Source organism: Chryseobacterium kimseyorum, from assembly GCF_025971945.1.
Classification (GTDB): Bacteria; Bacteroidota; Bacteroidia; order Flavobacteriales; family Weeksellaceae; genus Chryseobacterium; species Chryseobacterium kimseyorum.
Window position 1 is genome coordinate 160,732 of the sequence record NZ_JAPDHW010000006.1, and the last position, 16,403, is coordinate 177,134.

General features: G+C 37.3%; 21 protein-coding genes. 8 read left to right on the plus strand and 13 right to left on the minus strand.

Annotation, left to right across the window (positions count from 1 at the left end):
* Positions 1-2 precede the first annotated feature (2 nt).
* The 13 genes from OMO38_RS10265 to OMO38_RS10325 all read right to left on the minus strand — a co-directional run bounded on the left by OMO38_RS10265 (position 3) and on the right by OMO38_RS10325 (position 9,876).
* Positions 3-206, minus strand: a complete 204-nt coding sequence (locus tag OMO38_RS10265; protein ID WP_264750086.1) for a hypothetical protein — start codon at positions 204-206, stop codon at positions 3-5.
* A 6-nt stretch (positions 207-212) separates the two neighbouring features.
* The gene (locus tag OMO38_RS10270) at positions 213-701 is read right to left on the minus strand and encodes a hypothetical protein (protein WP_264750087.1); all 489 of its coding nucleotides are present in this window, start codon (positions 699-701) and stop codon (positions 213-215) included.
* Positions 698-1,663 carry a late control protein gene (locus OMO38_RS10275; protein ID WP_264750088.1) on the minus strand — a complete coding sequence of 322 codons (966 nt, stop codon included), beginning with the start codon at positions 1,661-1,663 and terminating at the stop codon, positions 698-700. Before OMO38_RS10275 ends, OMO38_RS10270 begins: the two co-directional genes overlap by 4 nt.
* A complete protein-coding gene (locus tag OMO38_RS10280) occupies positions 1,663-2,256 on the minus strand; it encodes a DUF6046 domain-containing protein (RefSeq protein ID WP_264750089.1) in 594 nt (197 codons plus the stop codon). Before OMO38_RS10280 ends, OMO38_RS10275 begins: the two co-directional genes overlap by 1 nt.
* A complete protein-coding gene (locus tag OMO38_RS10285) occupies positions 2,256-4,151 on the minus strand; it encodes a hypothetical protein (protein ID WP_264750090.1) in 1,896 nt (631 codons plus the stop codon). The genes OMO38_RS10280 and OMO38_RS10285 overlap by 1 nt, the downstream gene beginning before the upstream one ends.
* Before the next feature lie 196 nt (positions 4,152-4,347).
* Entirely contained in the window at positions 4,348-4,908 is a 561-nt protein-coding gene (locus OMO38_RS10290) for a hypothetical protein (protein ID WP_264750091.1), read from the minus strand.
* Between the two features lie 78 nt (positions 4,909-4,986).
* Positions 4,987-5,406: a hypothetical protein gene (locus tag OMO38_RS10295; protein WP_264750092.1), complete on the minus strand. Its 420-nt coding sequence runs from the start codon at positions 5,404-5,406 to the stop codon at positions 4,987-4,989.
* 1 nt (position 5,407) lies between these two features.
* A complete protein-coding gene (locus OMO38_RS10300; RefSeq protein WP_264750093.1) occupies positions 5,408-6,577 on the minus strand; it encodes a DUF2586 family protein in 1,170 nt (389 codons plus the stop codon).
* 3 nt (positions 6,578-6,580) lie between these two features.
* A complete protein-coding gene (locus OMO38_RS10305; RefSeq protein ID WP_264750094.1) occupies positions 6,581-7,105 on the minus strand; it encodes a hypothetical protein in 525 nt (174 codons plus the stop codon).
* Entirely contained in the window at positions 7,092-7,502 is a 411-nt protein-coding gene (locus OMO38_RS10310; RefSeq protein WP_264750095.1) for an N-acetylmuramoyl-L-alanine amidase, read from the minus strand. The genes OMO38_RS10305 and OMO38_RS10310 overlap by 14 nt, the downstream gene beginning before the upstream one ends.
* Positions 7,502-7,804 carry a hypothetical protein gene (locus tag OMO38_RS10315; protein WP_264750096.1) on the minus strand — a complete coding sequence of 101 codons (303 nt, stop codon included), beginning with the start codon at positions 7,802-7,804 and terminating at the stop codon, positions 7,502-7,504. Before OMO38_RS10315 ends, OMO38_RS10310 begins: the two co-directional genes overlap by 1 nt.
* Before the next feature lie 16 nt (positions 7,805-7,820).
* Positions 7,821-8,852, minus strand: coding sequence for a hypothetical protein (locus OMO38_RS10320; RefSeq protein WP_264750097.1), 1,032 nt, complete (start codon positions 8,850-8,852; stop codon positions 7,821-7,823).
* Between the two features lie 31 nt (positions 8,853-8,883).
* The gene (locus tag OMO38_RS10325; protein WP_264750098.1) at positions 8,884-9,876 is read right to left on the minus strand and encodes an HK97 family phage prohead protease; all 993 of its coding nucleotides are present in this window, start codon (positions 9,874-9,876) and stop codon (positions 8,884-8,886) included.
* Positions 9,877-10,058: 182 nt separating this feature from the next.
* Between OMO38_RS10325 and OMO38_RS10330 the strand changes: the two genes are divergently transcribed.
* Genes OMO38_RS10330 through OMO38_RS10365 form a run of 8 tightly spaced genes read left to right on the plus strand, consistent with a single transcriptional unit; the run spans position 10,059 to position 16,256 of the window.
* Complete coding sequence (locus OMO38_RS10330) at positions 10,059-10,343, plus strand: oxidase (protein WP_264750099.1); 285 nt, start codon at positions 10,059-10,061, stop codon at positions 10,341-10,343.
* Positions 10,343-10,810, plus strand: a complete 468-nt coding sequence (locus OMO38_RS10335) for a terminase gpP N-terminus-related DNA-binding protein (protein WP_264750100.1) — start codon at positions 10,343-10,345, stop codon at positions 10,808-10,810. The genes OMO38_RS10330 and OMO38_RS10335 overlap by 1 nt, the downstream gene beginning before the upstream one ends.
* Positions 10,803-12,392 carry a hypothetical protein gene (locus OMO38_RS10340; protein WP_264750101.1) on the plus strand — a complete coding sequence of 530 codons (1,590 nt, stop codon included), beginning with the start codon at positions 10,803-10,805 and terminating at the stop codon, positions 12,390-12,392. Before OMO38_RS10335 ends, OMO38_RS10340 begins: the two co-directional genes overlap by 8 nt.
* Positions 12,389-12,856, plus strand: a complete 468-nt coding sequence (locus OMO38_RS10345; protein ID WP_264750102.1) for a hypothetical protein — start codon at positions 12,389-12,391, stop codon at positions 12,854-12,856. Before OMO38_RS10340 ends, OMO38_RS10345 begins: the two co-directional genes overlap by 4 nt.
* On the plus strand, positions 12,856-13,284 hold the full coding sequence (locus OMO38_RS10350; RefSeq protein WP_264750103.1) for a DUF1320 domain-containing protein: 429 nt from the start codon (positions 12,856-12,858) through the stop codon (positions 13,282-13,284). Before OMO38_RS10345 ends, OMO38_RS10350 begins: the two co-directional genes overlap by 1 nt.
* Positions 13,274-13,765, plus strand: coding sequence for a phage morphogenesis protein (locus tag OMO38_RS10355; protein ID WP_264750104.1), 492 nt, complete (start codon positions 13,274-13,276; stop codon positions 13,763-13,765). Before OMO38_RS10350 ends, OMO38_RS10355 begins: the two co-directional genes overlap by 11 nt.
* Positions 13,762-14,991, plus strand: a complete 1,230-nt coding sequence (locus OMO38_RS10360) for a DUF935 domain-containing protein (RefSeq protein ID WP_264750105.1) — start codon at positions 13,762-13,764, stop codon at positions 14,989-14,991. The genes OMO38_RS10355 and OMO38_RS10360 overlap by 4 nt, the downstream gene beginning before the upstream one ends.
* 56 nt (positions 14,992-15,047) lie before the next feature.
* Positions 15,048-16,256, plus strand: coding sequence for a CdiA C-terminal domain-containing protein (locus OMO38_RS10365; protein WP_264750106.1), 1,209 nt, complete (start codon positions 15,048-15,050; stop codon positions 16,254-16,256).
* Positions 16,257-16,403 lie beyond the last annotated feature (147 nt).

Genomic DNA, 16,403 nt, shown 5'->3' on the forward strand with positions numbered 1-16,403 from the left:
GGTTATGTTATTTTACCCAATGTTAGTGGACTTCCTGCACCTCCACAGGTTCCGGTAACTGTTGCATTAAGCAATAGCTCCTTTATAATTTCGTAGAGAGCATCCACCAACGCATCTAAAGCTTCATCTGCATCTGTAGTATTATTTCTCGCTACTAATAATTTCGTTTTAATTTTCGCCTTTGTGGCCGCTTCTATAATTGGCATTTAAAATCATTTTAAAAATTGATTAAATCTTGTTTGAAGGTTTTTAAACTCTACATCGTTCAACAATTCAATTGTTATCCCGGCGTTCGTCTGAAAAACCATATTTCGGCATGCTTGCAGAAAATCATCCATCATTTTTTTTAATGTTTCGTTTTCTTTTTTTAGCAAAAAACCATCTTTATCAATCTGCAACTGAGTTTCGGCAATATTCAAATCTACAGACTCAATTTCGCTGAAGAATTCAATATAAAGCCTGTGTAAATCCTCATTTACCGGTGAGACCAAAACAAAACTCCCAACTTTTGGGAACAAATGAAACCGTTTTCCGTTTTCTTCAATGCTTGCTGATAACGCAACATCGGCAAACTCAATATCACCATCATTTATAACACAGGTTCCTTCTGTTTTATCGACTGAGATAATCTTTGCAGGAAAGGTCTCAACCTTTCTGTTTTTTAACTTTGCTAAAGCTTCCTGTATTTTTTTATCAATCACAATCTGTTACTTATGTGGACATCCCTACGAGCTCCGTCTGTTCCGAAACTGGTCACGACTTTATTTATAAAATATTTTCCCTCTCTGTTCAAATGGTCTCTGTCTTTAATTTTCGCAGCCATTCCACGAGTGGCAAACGGTATTAAAAAAGACTTTACCGAGCCTTCGAAGCCTGAATATTTTCTCTGGACTAAAGCATTTTCAGCAAGAGTTCTCAAAGTTTTCTCATCAGAGATGTTATTGAGTTTTACCTCAAACAATTCTCCATCATAATCTCCAATTTCTACCCGTATAACCTTATTCGCTTTATCCCTTGCCTCGTATCTCACTTTGACTCTCCGCTGATCTGCCGAGAGATATTCGAGGTTATTTTCTACTAAATTATAGTTGATATCATAGATAGCCTCCTGTCCTATATTTGTTAGTTGCTGAAGCCCTACATAAAGTTTTTGATCATCATCAATAAAAGCTACTACAGGATAATTTTCTTTTAGATACTGAAGAACCTGAGTTCCGTTTTGATTTTTGATAATGAACTTATCAATTGCCAAATGTGGTATTTTATCGGAAAGTTTAATTTCAGTACCATAAACAACCTCCTGCAAAATCTCTTTTAACGTTGTTTTTCCAAATGCCTTTGTGATATTCTTTCTTCTCAGTAACCACATTGAATCCTCACACTTTATTTCCAAAGGGATTTTACTTCCAATGCTTGCTACATAACCTGTGAACTCAACACCTTCATATTTTTTCTCATAACCTAAAGTTATGCTCACTTTATCTCCAACTTTTAAAGCCTCTTCAGTAAATTTTAATTCTCCATTTTCACGGATTTTAAATCTGGACGGTATTTTAAAGACTGCTGTATCAACCAACTCATCTACGCTTTTTGTAATCTCAACATCGCTAATACTGTGAAATGTAAATTCACCAACTTTAATAGTTCCTTTTAGAATAAACATTATGGTAGATTTAATTTTTCTTTTTCTTCTAAGTCTGCATAAAATGGCTGGTCAGAAACCGCCGTAATCGTGTATTTCTGTAATCCCTGCTGACCTGCCATTTCATCCAGTTCAAAAGATTTTAGCACAAGTTTTTCAATACCAAAAAGCTCTAAAAATAAATTAGCCTCAATATCCAGTGCATCATTAATTTCAAACATGGTGTGAAGCACCTGAACCTGATCAGTTGGATACTCATCACGCATTTCGCTATCTTCATTTAAGCAAACACCTCTAATGATCAACTGATAATCTTCGGTGCAGATATATTCTTTTACTGTTCCTCTTCTGTATTGTCCAACTGTAGCGGTTTCGACAATAGTTTTTGTTAAGCCTAAAGAAATCAAAGGTTCATTAGGGAGATCGAACTGTTGACCTTCATACGACAACGTTAGCCTCTGAAAATACTTTCCGTTCAAAAGAAGTTCCCGGCTGATGTTTTTTAAGGATGGTAAAACAAACAGTTTTTTATTACGACCCCACCAACTGGGGAAAGCCGGTCCGACATAATCGAAATGTGCTTTTGCAATTAATTCTTTAAAATCGAAGTCCATTAGTTTACCTGTGATTGATTCAAAGAGTTTAAAGCTCTTAATAATTCTTCCCTTACTTTTTCACCCAAAGTGCTGATTCCTTTTTCGCTATTCGAAACATTAATTACGGTTTGATCCTGAAGCTTTCCAATATTGACAACAATATTTGTTTGCTTAGAACCTCCGGAGACAATGCCATCCGATTTCTTATCTTTGTTTTTATCCTTACCACCTGCTGTTGCTCCCGGAGCAGTTACACTGTTTTTCTGCTTATTTAAGAAATCTTCGTAAGCACTGCTGTCTGTTTTTGTTGGACTTCCAATGCTGTCAAAAGAGCCTTTTATCTTCTTAAAATCTTTCGAAATACCTTCTGTATCAACAGAAATTCCAATTTCTCCAAACTGTTTTTTTGCTTCTTTCAGTCTGTCAATAGTACCTGTAGAATAATCTTTGAGATTCTTTTTATACTGTTCCTCGTTTTCCTTTATTTTTTTGGTGTACTCCGATGTAATCTCTTTGTTAATCGTATCGTATGCACCGGAAAAATCAAAGTCTAAAGCTTTTTTAATAGCCTGTCCAACATTGGAAATTTTCTGCCCTATCTTATCAAATATTTCAAACGCTGAATATCGTAAGCGGTTAAAATGATAAATTGCCGTATCAACACCTATTTTGAAGTTTGCTTTAACCTGATTCCAGTAAAGCATTACCAGTTCCTTTAGAGCTGCCCAGGATTTACCCCAGCCGTCTGTGTACTTCATCAGCATTCCAATGATTGTAATTACAGCCATTATACCAATGATAATCCAACCGATTGGCGTAAGAGCCATCGCCAAACTGAAAATACCCCATGCAATCGCACCATCTAATAAGTATGGATCTAAAGGCTGGAGCCAGTTTAATAGTGTTGAGATTCCTGTTGATAAGTAATTTACAATAAGCAGAACTCCGCTCATAATGTCACCGAATAGGCTTAAAGCAGAACCGGTATCAGAAACTCCGAAAACACCTTCAATAGCAACTCTGAAAAAATCAGAAATAGAATTCACCAGCGGACTGATGTAAATCCATAAAAGATTAAACCAATTTGCGATCTGTGGAAGATGTGCCTGCAAAAACTGTAAGCCATCACCAAGCATCGAGAGACTATCACCTAAAATTCCGCCACCATAACCACCGACTGCAACCAAAAAGCCCCACCACTGATCTTCTAGATTTGAAAGGCGACCGCCTAAAGTTTTGGAAACCGCTTCCATCGAACCACCAACGCCTTTCATTCCACCATACGCAATGATGGTATCTTTGATGGCTTTTTCATTGTTGGCAATTTCCGTTGTAACACCTTTGAAAGTTAACCGAACCTTATCACCGTCCTTTGAAGCTTTCACCCCGAATTCCTTCATTCTTTCAAACTCTCCAGTTTGTGCATCCATAATCGCCTCGACCAACTGATCAAATGATTTTCCCTGCGAAGCGGCTAAATCTCCCATTTTGGTCATTTCCAAATAGGTTGGAGCAATACCACGGTTTGCCAACTTTATGAAACCTCCAGTCAATTCGTTGAGCTGATAGGGTGTATTGGCCGCAAAGTCGGTGATCATCGCTAAGGCACTTTGTCCGATATCTTTACTTTGAAAAGTATTTGTGAGGACGGCATCAAATTTCTCATATTCTGCCCGTGCGCTTATGACCTGCTGTGTAGCTGCCATTATTCCGATTCCGGCAAATATGCCTACCATTTTAGAGCGTAGGTTTGAAAATGTATTTCCTAAACCTTTTGCGATAGTATTGGTCTGATTTAAATCCCGGTTTGTTTGCCTAACTCTGGTATCAACCACGCCAACTTCCTGAGCTACTCGACGTAGTTCGTTGCTGGCTTGATTTCGGAGGTTGATAATAAATTCGTAGGCGTTCATTATTTTTCGGATGCTTCTTTTTCCTGAATTCTGATAAAATGTAAAGTTTGAATCTGTTCTGCCCAGGCATCGTCCGAAAGAGTTTCAGGACTCTGAATGTGCATATAGTATCTGAGATAACCGTTAAAAAGTCTGATATTTAAGTTTTCTGCGTATTCGAATGCCGATGAATCATTAATATCAATGATTGCATCGTCTAAAGCTTTTTTAGCTGTGCAACTTTCTCATTTTGGATTTTTTCCATCGCCTGAAAAAGCGGAAATCTCACGGCAGCGTTTTTCTTATCATCGAAAACAGGATCAGCGGAAATTTTTACCAAATCATATAAAGCATTTTGCGTTACAAATGGTTTATCGCCGGGATTTTTTCTTTCAGCCATTGTAACATCTTCTTTAGTGATTACTCTGATCACCGTTACAGCATCGCCAATTCTGATTTCTTTTTGCCTATTTGGTAAATCTGTAATAATCGGATCGTCATAGCGAAGAAATTTCATTACTTCTTTTTTCGCTGGAGTAAAATAGTCATTGTCGGTTCTGATTTCTTTGTCACCGTCCAACCAAAGGACTTCAAGCATAACTTCGCCAAAGGCTGAATTTCCACTATCCTGCATGGCTGTGAATGCTCGCTGATAATCCGGCATCCCAGGAATACGTAAATAACAGGTTTTGTCATCAACTGGAAGTTCAAATACACCACCGTGCTTTTCTTTCCAATCTTTAATTTGCTGTTCTAAATTTTTGATTTCTTTTGTCATTTTGTTTGTTTGTTAAAGAAAAAAGTCCGCCCGAACTGAGCGGACTTCTAACCAATTAAATATTAAATATGAAAAAATTTACTGTTGTCTTTTTACGTCCGTGAAAATGATTGGCAATTCAACAATCATGTTTTTATCGCCCTGAGTCATTCCTTTTTTTACCTCGGTGAATTCTACACCTTTAAGAATATCAGTCACAATTTGACCGCCGTCTGACGGTACATAAGCAATAATGATTTCCATTTCTAAAAGAAGAATATCATTGTTTGGTGCATCTCTAGTCATGGCTTCCAATTCAGACTGCCAAATTGATATCTTGCCTTCATAAGAAGCGTTTCCGCTTACAACTCTATGAGGCTTTGATCCACGACCGTATAGAAAGTCTTTCTCTCTTTTTTCTGCGTATTCAACGACTGTGATTCCTTCGAGGATTCGACCGCCCACAACTACCGATAAATCCGGCCACTTGTACTGTTTTGATGAAAATGTTGATGCCATATTATGCGTTAATTTGAGCGGTGAAACCTATTTTTACAGTGATATACTCCGAATATCCCACAGGCAAAACCTGTAGTTCTACAGTCATTGCACCGGTCTGAAGCACGTTTTGATTTTCATCAATGAAACATTTGCACGCAGAAATTTCGCCCTGATTGGTCATGTTGCCGTTGATGTTACTTTCTACAGCCGACTGCCAGCTCTTAATAATCGCAGGGTGAATGTTCCCGTCTTCAGCTACCGGAACTTCATCAGCAAGATTTTCAACGAGTACATTGTACGCTAAAATCATTGCCTTATCCATCACAAAACCATTTGACAATGTTTTGAAATCGTCAGTTTCTTTGGTTAAAGTGGGATCAGATGAAAAGTAGAAACCGGCACGTCCTACAAAATTTCGCATGAAAATGTAGTTTTTGTCTGCCAATGCATCCCATGAAGCTGAGAGGCTTTCTACTTTTTCACCGTTAGTAAAATAAGCGTTGAAATTCTCAACGGCTCCATCTTTCACTCTATGCAGTTTTCGCTGAACAGGAGTAGATGCCAAACGTCCTAAAGCTAAACCGATTGAAGCTTCTTTTGCTCCATCTGTATTAGCTAATAAAACAGAAACTCGGTTGTGCTCAGTCGTTGCATAATCCTTCAGATTTTGAACGTTTCCTGAGAAATTATTCCCGGATACAACGCCTCTGAAAGGAAAATACTTTGTTGTAAATTCTTCGCCTAATGCCTGAAGATTTACAGCTGCAACATCAAGATCGGCATCAAGTCCGTTCGCTGAATTATCGTCGTCTTCGAATTCCTTAATGAGTCCTAAAACTCTGATTCGTCCTCCAGCATCGTTCAGAAGTTTTTTGGCAATGGTACCGTTTTTATCCGCCATCGCTGAAACTTTTGTTGCATCGCTTGTAAGCATGATCCACAATTCTGCATTTGTGCCTGCATAATCGTAAAAGGCTTTAACGTGTTTAAAAGCAAAAGGATTTTCGGTTTGTGTGATTCCGAATTCTTGTGCCTGTTCCAAAGAGAAGATCTGTTTTGATTCTCCAATGGCAATTTTTTCAGCTACCGTATTTCCGGTGATTACCAAACCGGGAACCTTTTGAATATCCGCTGTAAGCAGACCAAGTCCGGCGGTAGCGATTAAGAATGTTATTTTTGGTAAACCCATGGTTTAAATTGAAATTTTAATTAATGATTTTACTATAAATCCAGCGAAGAAAAACACAACACAAAGTCCGGCAATCATGAAAAAGTTGCTTTTTCTTTCTTCCTTTTCCGATTGAGATTCTAATGATGAATCAAAACGCTCTTTGCTTTCAAACTCACTTTTAATTTGAGCTCTTAAAGCAAGACTGTCACATTCGGCAGTAACGGTTATGGTATCATGTTCAATTCTCACAATGGCTTTTGCATTGCCATTTTTCTGTGTAAAGATTCGTGGCTGCTTAGAAGGTTCTTTAACACCATTAAAAGGCTGTTTAAACAGTTCATCAGAACATTTTTTAAATTCCGATACCGGGAGTTTTAAAGAAGTCTGCGCTTTTGAAGTGTAGAGAACTGTATCTCTGTAGCTCACTCTACTTTCTGAAACTTCTTTTTGTATTTTGTTTGTTGTTTTAACAACTTGCCGTGTTGTACGGCAAGATGTTAACAAACAAAAAGAAGAAAGAAGAATTATGGCTTTATAGTTTTTCATACTCTGTTTTTGCATTAAAACACGGACAGGCTTTTGCTACTTTTGGGAAATCTCTGTGACCCTGAATGATTGCTTTCGGAAACTTCTTTTTTAATTCAGTTAGCTTTGCTAAAAGAGATTTTTTCTGTGCTTCCGTGCGGTTGTCAATAGGTTTTAAATTCTTATCAACTCCGCCGATGTAGCATATATTGATAGTTTTCGAATTGTAACCAGCCACACCGTTTGAAACTTGGTCTATACTTAATAGCTCAACAATCTCTCCGTCCGGTTTAATTATAAAATGATAGCCGGGCATTTTCCATTTCAGACTTGTTTTCCAGTAATTTCTTATTGAATCAATAGATGTCGTCTGAGGAGTTGCTGTGCAATGCACGGCTATATATTTGATTTCTCGCATTAATTCTCTAATTCTGCGTCGATTAAAATCTGAATATCCTCATTGCTGAGTCCTTCCTCCGGTTTTACTTTGAAAAGGTCTTCATACTCCTGTACTAACTTTTCGTCCTGTAAAACTTCCTCAGCTGGCAAAGCTTTATTTTCAAATGTCTCCACTTCCGGATTATCTGAATTGAGAGTTACAGCGTGAGTTGTTGCATCTGCTTTTTTGGTAAACAGAAAACCATCTGAGGTTGCAAAAACCTCTTTGGCTTCAGGCTTGGACTTAAAGAAGTCCAAAGCCTTTTGTTTTGTATCTGACATGATCCTGATTTAAAGATTAAAGAATAGCTCCGAAATATTTCGGTGCGTTACTTCTGATTTTTCCGTTCAATGCCCTTTGTCCCATTGAGAACAAATCAGACTGCCAACCAGAGTGCTTTAAAGTTGGATAAACTTCAACATCACCAGTACATCTAAATACCTCTTCAGAACTCCAAATGTTTGATGCCTGTTTATCGGTTGCCTCAATAGTGGAACCCCATGGCTTCTTTGCACCGGCAGCAGTGTAATAAGGAGTTTTAGAATAACTGTGAATTTTGAAATCGTAAAGTGTTGCACCTTTCTCAGAAATGATTTCTTTGTACAGCTTTTTATCCTCTTTCTGAATCCTTGCCTCATGATCTGACTGCAAAATCACATTCATAGTAGACATGTCGATATCTAGTTTTTTCATAAATGCTCTCATGTCGATAAAAGCGTCGATTACAGAATCGTTTGCACCCAAGTTGATGATTTTATTAAATGCATCATTTGAAGCTGCTGACCAAGAAAATGCAGTTCGTTGAGCCATATTCTTAGCTAAAGCGTTTCTGTGACGGTTTAGAATTGATGCTCTTTTATCATAGCTCAATTCAGCGTCTAACAGATTATTGTGCTTAGTTTGTGCAGTTGACCAAATTTGCAGGATCACCTCGTGAGGGATATCATTAATATCTTGAATCGGCAATTCCTCATTATTTTCTGTGAAATAGTTTAAAAACACATCGGGATCAACGCCAGCTTCTGCCAAATGCAGTATATTATTTCTTACGAAAGCTGATAAGTCTTGTGATTGAGTAATAAAAGATGTGTCCGGAAGCGGCTGCTCTTTAATATCAGCAATCCAAACCTCTGTTTGTAAACCTTCCTGCAAAATTCCTTTCGGCATCGTAACAAAATAGGTGATTGCAGCATAACCCAAAGTAATAACTGTTGCAGAAACTACCGGATTGAATTCGACAGAAGGAACTGCCTGAGCAAACACAAATGATGCTGTGAAAGCCAAAATAAAGTTAATGGACAAAGCCAGTAATGAAAGTCTTTTTTTCATTGTATAGATTTTAATTTTTTTAATGATTGATTTATTTTGCTGTGTACCTCACACCTTCACCGTAAGATTTTACGAGTTGAGCGTATTTTTGAGGTTCTTCGCTTCTGATTCTTGAAAGCTCAACAGAATCGTGTTTTTGTAGGTAGTCGAAAGTGTCTTTTTCGTCACCTGTTTTGCTACCTTTACCTGTTTTGCTTAATTGAACTGCATCACCAATTTTGCTTTGGATTCCGTTGGTTTGATTTTCGTCCTCTTTTTCTTTAATAAGCTTACTAAGCTTAACCGATTGCGAGTCGAAATCACTTTCAAAGGCTTTGACTTGGACATCTTTCAAATCTTCTGGGATTAGTCCCAGTGCAACCGCTCTATCTACAAGTTTTGTAGCCTCCTGTGCCTGAAGTGCGATGTACTTATCTTTCCACTCTTTGGTGGCTGTTTTTTCAGTTTCCAAAGAGAGTTTTAGACTGTTTACAGCTTCTAAAACTGTTACCTCTGAACTATCTGCACTTTTACCTAAAGCCAGTGCGATGGTTTTTAATTCTGACATTGTATGTTCTGTTTTTTGATTGAGAAGTTTGATTTTGGGAGTAGTTCCGGTATGTCCGGATAAACGTATTGCATCATCATTTCCACCGATATCAACAATTGAAATTTCGATGAGTTTACATTTTGTAATCGTCTCATATTTTTGTCCCGGTTTTACCAAAGCTTCATCTGAACTCGCTTCGATAACATCGGCGTACATTGAGCACATTCTAATAAAATCGCCTTTTACTTTTTGTTCAATTTTTGAAGCAAAATCGTTTTTTGAATCGAATGTGATATGTGCAATAAGTTGGTCACCTTCCTTTGTAAGCCTCGCACGGCCGATTACTTCGTCTCCCGTAGGCTGATATTCGGAACGTTTGTGCATAAACAATACGACCGGATTTCTTTCGTACTGCGAAATATCTATGCCCTCCGTGATAATTCTATATCCGTATGAGTTTACATTTTCTGTGTTTACTATGAATTTATACTCCATTCTAAAAAGTGAGGTTTCTCTCGTATTGTGGAGACAAAATTGAAACATTCCGAAACCGAAAAAAAACCGTCGATAATACAACAGAATAAAATCTATACTGGTTAGAGATTTTTATCAATTCTCTAAACACCAAATTTTTACAACGCTTTATTAAAAGGAATTTTGCAGGAGAATCAACCACGATGATAGACATTCTTTTTACTGATGACCTTGTAATTTCCAACGGCGATTTTGCTATTGGCAACAGTGATAATCAGCATGTAAAACATATCCTGATTGCGAGTAAAGGCGAATATAAATCAGCTCCGGAAGTTGGAGTGGGTATTGAAAATATGCTGAATACTGAGGAACCAAACGAATTCCTGATTGATGCAAAAAGAAATCTACAGTACGATGGAATGAAGGTTTCAAATATAGCTTTCACTGAAGACGGAACTATTAATGTGGATGCAAAATATATAAACTAATGGCAAGACTTACGGCGGCCGAATCAGGCGCAAAAAAATCGCAGGGAAAAGACCTATTCATTAAAGGCTTTACCGTTACCAATATTTCGGAAATCATTGGTATAGGAGTGAAAACGCTTGCAAAGTGGAGAGATGACGAAAACTGGGAACATGAAAAAGAATTAGCTTCTTTAAAACCGTCAACCATTAGAAATCTTACTTTGAAAATGGCTTTAGCAATTGAGAAGAATGAAAAACTTCCTTACAAAGCTGATGATATTTCTAAAATTGTTGCTGCATTTGACCGAATTACAGACAGCAAAAAAGTGGCGGTTTATACGATGGAAAGCATCGACGGTTTTAGTTCTTACATGCTGGAGAATGCAGCTAAAAACATTGGGAAGAAAAGAGAAGTTCTATTGGAACTAATAAAAGAAATCCGTCCGCACTTTGATGCGTATGTAACTGAACTTTTGCAGAATGACTAAAACCGAACTTAAAGAGGCTAAGGAAAGGTATTTCATGCTTTCAAAGATGATTAAGGATTCTACTTACAACTCTTTGGAAAATGAAACGACCGACCAACAGAAGGAACGTATTAAAAAGCTTTTGAAGCCTGAGAACTATGTTGAATTCTTCGATTATTACTTTGGTATAAATTCAGGTTTGCCTCTTGCAGATGCTCCAAGCTCACAATTTCATCACGACAGTTATCAAAAGGTTTTTAAAGACAATAAAATCCGCCAGTTCCGGGAGTGGTACCGTGGTGCAGCAAAGTCAATTCATACCAACGTTGGTAATATCCTTCACCTTAAAGAAAATGATGAGTTGTTCTTTGCAGTTCTGATCGGAGCTAATGAAGGACTTTCCAAAATACTTTTAAGCGATGTGCAAATGCACCTTGAAAGCAATGAAAGAATTATTAAAGATTTTGGAGCTCAGTTGAGTTATGGGAATTGGGCTGATGGAGAATTTCAGACTAAAGACGGCCGATTTTTTAAGGCTTTAGGATTAAATCAACCTTTCAGAGGTTTGAGGTTTGGACAATACCGTCCAGACTTTGCGAGTGTGGATGACTGCGAAGACCGTGACAGGGCAAAACGTCCTGATATGGTAAGAAAATACGGTGAAAAGATTACTGGAGATTTAAAAAAAGCTTTCCATAAAGAGCGTGGCCGCTTGATTATTCCAAATAATTACATCGTAAAAGACGGTCTTTTGGACTTTCTGAAAGAAAAATTTAAAGACAGCAAGCATTTAGATATAAGTCGTGTTGATTTGGCAACAAAAAATATTACTGCTGAAGATGCACGAAAACGAACGGACTGGGAACCATCATGGCCGGAAAGATATACACGAGCCGATGTTATTGATATTGTAGAAGACGATGATCACTACACCTCGCAAAGAGAAGATTTTAATAATCCAATCGAGGAAGGAAAGCTTTTTAAAGCAGACACCATTATTCACACAAGGATTGCCGAGCATGAACAATGGGACGGAATTCTAGATCATTGGGATTTATCCTATTCCGGACCAGGAGATTTAAAAGCTGGAGTCCTTTTGGGAATAAAGGGAATTTATCTCTATGTATTAGAAGTGTTCTGCCAAAAGTGTGAGATAAATTCGGCAATGGAAATCAGAGCACAATGGGTGAAAAAATATCTTAAAAAAGGTTATACCGTGATGGGCTTTTTTGATGCCACAGCTGCTCAAAAAATAGTTTATACACCAATTATCTTACAATCTGCTGAAGATAACAAATGTCCTAACGTTCCAATTGGTTTACATCAGGAAGGTGATAAACATAACCGTATTGCAGCAGGTGTTGGTAATGCGCTTTTCCGAAAGATTCTTTTTTGGGATGAATCTTTAAAAATACGCTCAAAGCAGGATTACGACTTATTTATGAAATGGGTTTTAGCATTTGAAAAAGGAATGGCTACCGGTGATGACCCGGCTGATACTTTAGAGAGAGCAATCACATTAGCGCAAACCTATTTCGGTTATTCAAAAGAGGAAGGAAGCCACAAACCATCGTTTGGCAAAAAGAAACCACGCAGATTATGACTCCACGAAAAGAACTTTTTATAAAAATTAAACAGGCCTTGACGACCATACCGGAATTGGAGCTGGTCGACCTCGAACGTCAGCAAATGCAAAGTAATCAGTTTCCGGATCTGTTTGTTTCGGCTTTGATACGAATTAATAAAATTACTTATCAGAGCATGACTGAACAAAAGCAGGAAGGTGAAGCAAACATTGATGTGATTTTGTATTGCCGGGATGGCTGGATGAATCAACATAACGGAACTGAAGATTTTGAACACGGTTTAAATGAAATTGATCTTTTAGATTCTATTGCTGAAAAAATGCAGTTTTTAACCGGTGACCAATTTACAGCTTTGGAGCAGGTAGAAGATGAAACCGAAGAGCAGTCTATGAGTGGAATGTTTTCTTACCGTCAAAGTTTCAGCACAAACATTTATAGAAAATTAAATCCAAAATACTCACCTCAAAAAATATCTATCTAATGGCATTTTTAACCATACAGGAACTGAATACAGAAGCTCCCGAATCATTTATTAATATCCTGAAAGGAACTGAAGATAATATAATTACTGAGATCATCTTAGATCAGATTGCGGTGATGAAAACAAATCTCGGTTCTTATTACGACATCAAAGAAATATTTGATGCTAACGCTGAGCAAAGAGACAGAACTGTTTTAAATTATCTCAAAGACATGGTTTTCTATAAAATCCAAAAAAGAAGAAAGCCGGGTGTTATTGATCCGTCCGAATATGACGAGGCAATGAAATGGTTGGAGGAAGTTTCCACAGGAAAAAGAAAGGCAGATTTGCCAAAGAAAAAAGTAGATACCAACGGTGACGGTATTCCTGATGAGGAAGTCCCTTTTATGAAACTCGGAAGCCGTAAAAATTACAGAAATGGCTGGTAGTTTAAATGATTTAGAAAGAAGATTACTCAATGCAATGGAAAGCATTACAGAGGATTCTCTACGTATTATTGAGGTTGAAGGACTCAACTTTATTAAAAAGAATTTCCGTGACCAGGGTTTTAATGATGCAAGTATTGAAAAATGGCAGGAAAGAAAAACCACCGATGACCGTGGAAGAGATAAAACCCGGTACAGAACCAACCGGCGTGGACAAATTGGTGAGCTTACCAAATTTGGACGTAAGGAAATGAGAAGGGCTATTCTTACAGGTCATAATACAGGAGGTGATAAACTTAGAAACTCATTTCATGCACGAAGACGGAATTTAAGTATTGTTTTCTACACTTATAAAAACTATGCAAAAGCACACAACGAAGGTGATGGCGTACTTCCTAAACGCCAGTTTATGGGCGAATCTACCTATTTAAATAAAAAAATAGGCGACAAAATTAAAAGAACTTTAGACAGAGCATTACGATGAAATATACTCAGACAACTACAGACATTTCGGGCAATTTATTATACAAACCTGTGAAGCTTTCAGGTGGGGCTTCAAAAGATGTTAAAAAAGTAACTCAGTTAATGTTGGATGCTGTTAAGCAGCACCGAAGATTATGGCGTAAAGAAATCAACCATTGGCAACAGGCAAGGCAAATCCGTCATAGTTTAGAGTTTCCTCAAAACTATCCAATGCAGGAAGTTTATCTGGATATCATGCTTGATGCTCAACTTACCGGAATCACACAGAACAGAACTTTCAGAACCACCAACAAAGAGTATATTATTGTAAATGCTGAAGGCAAAAAAGATGATAAATGTACAGAGTTTATCAAAGAAAAATCATGGTTTGAAAAGTTCATTGAGTACACTCATGAAACTACTTATTTTGGTACCGGCTTGGTTTGGTTCAACAATATTCTGAAAGGTGAAATTAAAGGTATTGAAACGATTGACAGAGCTCATGTAATTCCGGAGCTGGGTCTTTTCGTTCCTGATGTAAATACTAATAAAGGTTTACAATATGCAGACGCTCCACATTATTTAATTGAGGTTCAAATGTACGATTCTATCGGACTTTTGGAGAAAGCTGCGCCTTTCACAATTTTAAAACGTCACTCCTGGGGAAGTTGGGACGAATTTGAGGAACTCTTTGGAGTGCCAATCAGAATCGCAAAGATTGCTTCACAGTCTGAAAGTGTTAAACAGGAAGTTGCCGGATGGTTGGAGGAAATGGGATCATCACCGTACGGTGTTTTTCCTATCGGAACTGAAATTGAAATTAAAGAAAATTCAAAAGGCGACGCTTTCAATGTATTTTATCATAAAATACAGGCTTTACGTGAAGAACTTTCTATGCTCGTTTTACATCAGACAATGACCACTGAAAACGGAGGAAGCAAGGCACAGGGAACAGTTCACGAAAATACTTTGGGGGAATTGGTTTTTGCTGATGAAAAGAAAATGCTTTCAATTCTCAATGATAAATTACTTCCTGCGATGAGGTTTTTCGGATATCCAATTCCGGAAGGTTTTAAATTTTCTATTGCACAGACTAAGGATACTAAAGAACAGATTAAAATTGATCAGGTATTTATCCAGGGCGGCTACATTTTGAAGCAATCATATATTGAGGAAGTGTACGGAACTGAAATTGAAAGTATGCCGACTCAAGCTACAAAAATACCATCGGAACCAAAAAAGAACTAAGCCTGCTCAAATTAAACTATCGCTCACAATGTTGTGGCGGTCATGAGCCGATAAGATTGACGGCTGATTTTGATTTGAGCAGGCTTCTGCAAAACTACATCGAAGAAATGTTCGATGAGAAAGACGTTTCGGAAGAGAACCGGAAAAAGCTTTGGGGACATTACAACAATAAACTGTCAAAAGGAATTGATGTAGGTTTTGGAAGTTCCGTGGAGTTTGATGATTCCGAAATTGTAAAGTCTTTGAAAAACGATGTTGCACGGTTTTCAGCTTTCAAAGAAACTTCTTTTAAAAACGATTTGGAGAAACTGATGGTGAAGAATGAGAGACTTGTGCCGTGGAGTGAATTCAAAAAAGAAGCTTATAAACTGTCGGGAGATTATAACGGAACTTGGTTAGAAACAGAATATCATCACACTGTTGCCAGTTCTAATATGGCGCAAAAATGGAAAGAATTTGAGCGTGATGTAGACTTATATCCAAATCTGAAAATTGTAACGGTAAATGATAATCGCAGGCGTAATGAACATGGTCTTTTAGATGGAGTGATTAGGTCATTTTACGACGTATTTTGGGATACTCACATGATGCCGCTTGATTGGGGATGTCGATGCGATATCGAGCAGACTGATGAAGATGTAACAGAAGTTCCAGGGGGATTTCAGACTAAAATTGAGTTTGAAAATAATTCGGGTAAAACAGGAAAGATTTTTGGAGGTACTGCCTATGAAACTAATTTATCTGAAAAAGAGAAAAAAGAAGCTCAGAAGAATGCAGACCGCTGGAGTAATGAATTAAGAGAAAATGCAGAATTACAAAAACTTAAAAAACCAAAATACAAGAAAGTTGGAGACGTTCTTGTAAGTGAATACGCAGATAAAAGTGGCTTAGTAAGGGATACAGAAGTTGCACAAAAAATATTTGATATGCATAAAGCTATCGTAAAGATAAGACCGCAACTAAACCCAATGATTGTCAAGGGTACAAAAAATCCGGAATATGAGATCAATGGCAAAATCTCCGATAGAAAAAGTCCTACAAAAGGCAATTTTACAAGCCTTTTGAAAAAAGCTAAAGATCAGGACTGTGAAAATATTGTTTTTGATTTAGAAAGATATCCTTATGAAATAGGTGATTTTCTCAGAAAGTTGAGATCTAACTTCGTAAATAATGATTCTTACCCGTTAATTAGAGATTTCTACATTGTTAAAGATAATAAAGTACTTTTCATCACAAGGAAAGAATTAAAAAAAGCAACCTACTAAGGTTGCTTTTTAGAGAAAGGAATCGACATTGAAAACTCGCTGTCTATCAGAACATTCTCTAATGCAAATATACAAACAATTTCCATTCCACAAAAAAACCGTTTAAATTGTTTTAAACGGTTTTTTAAGTGCTTTTAAAAGCTATTC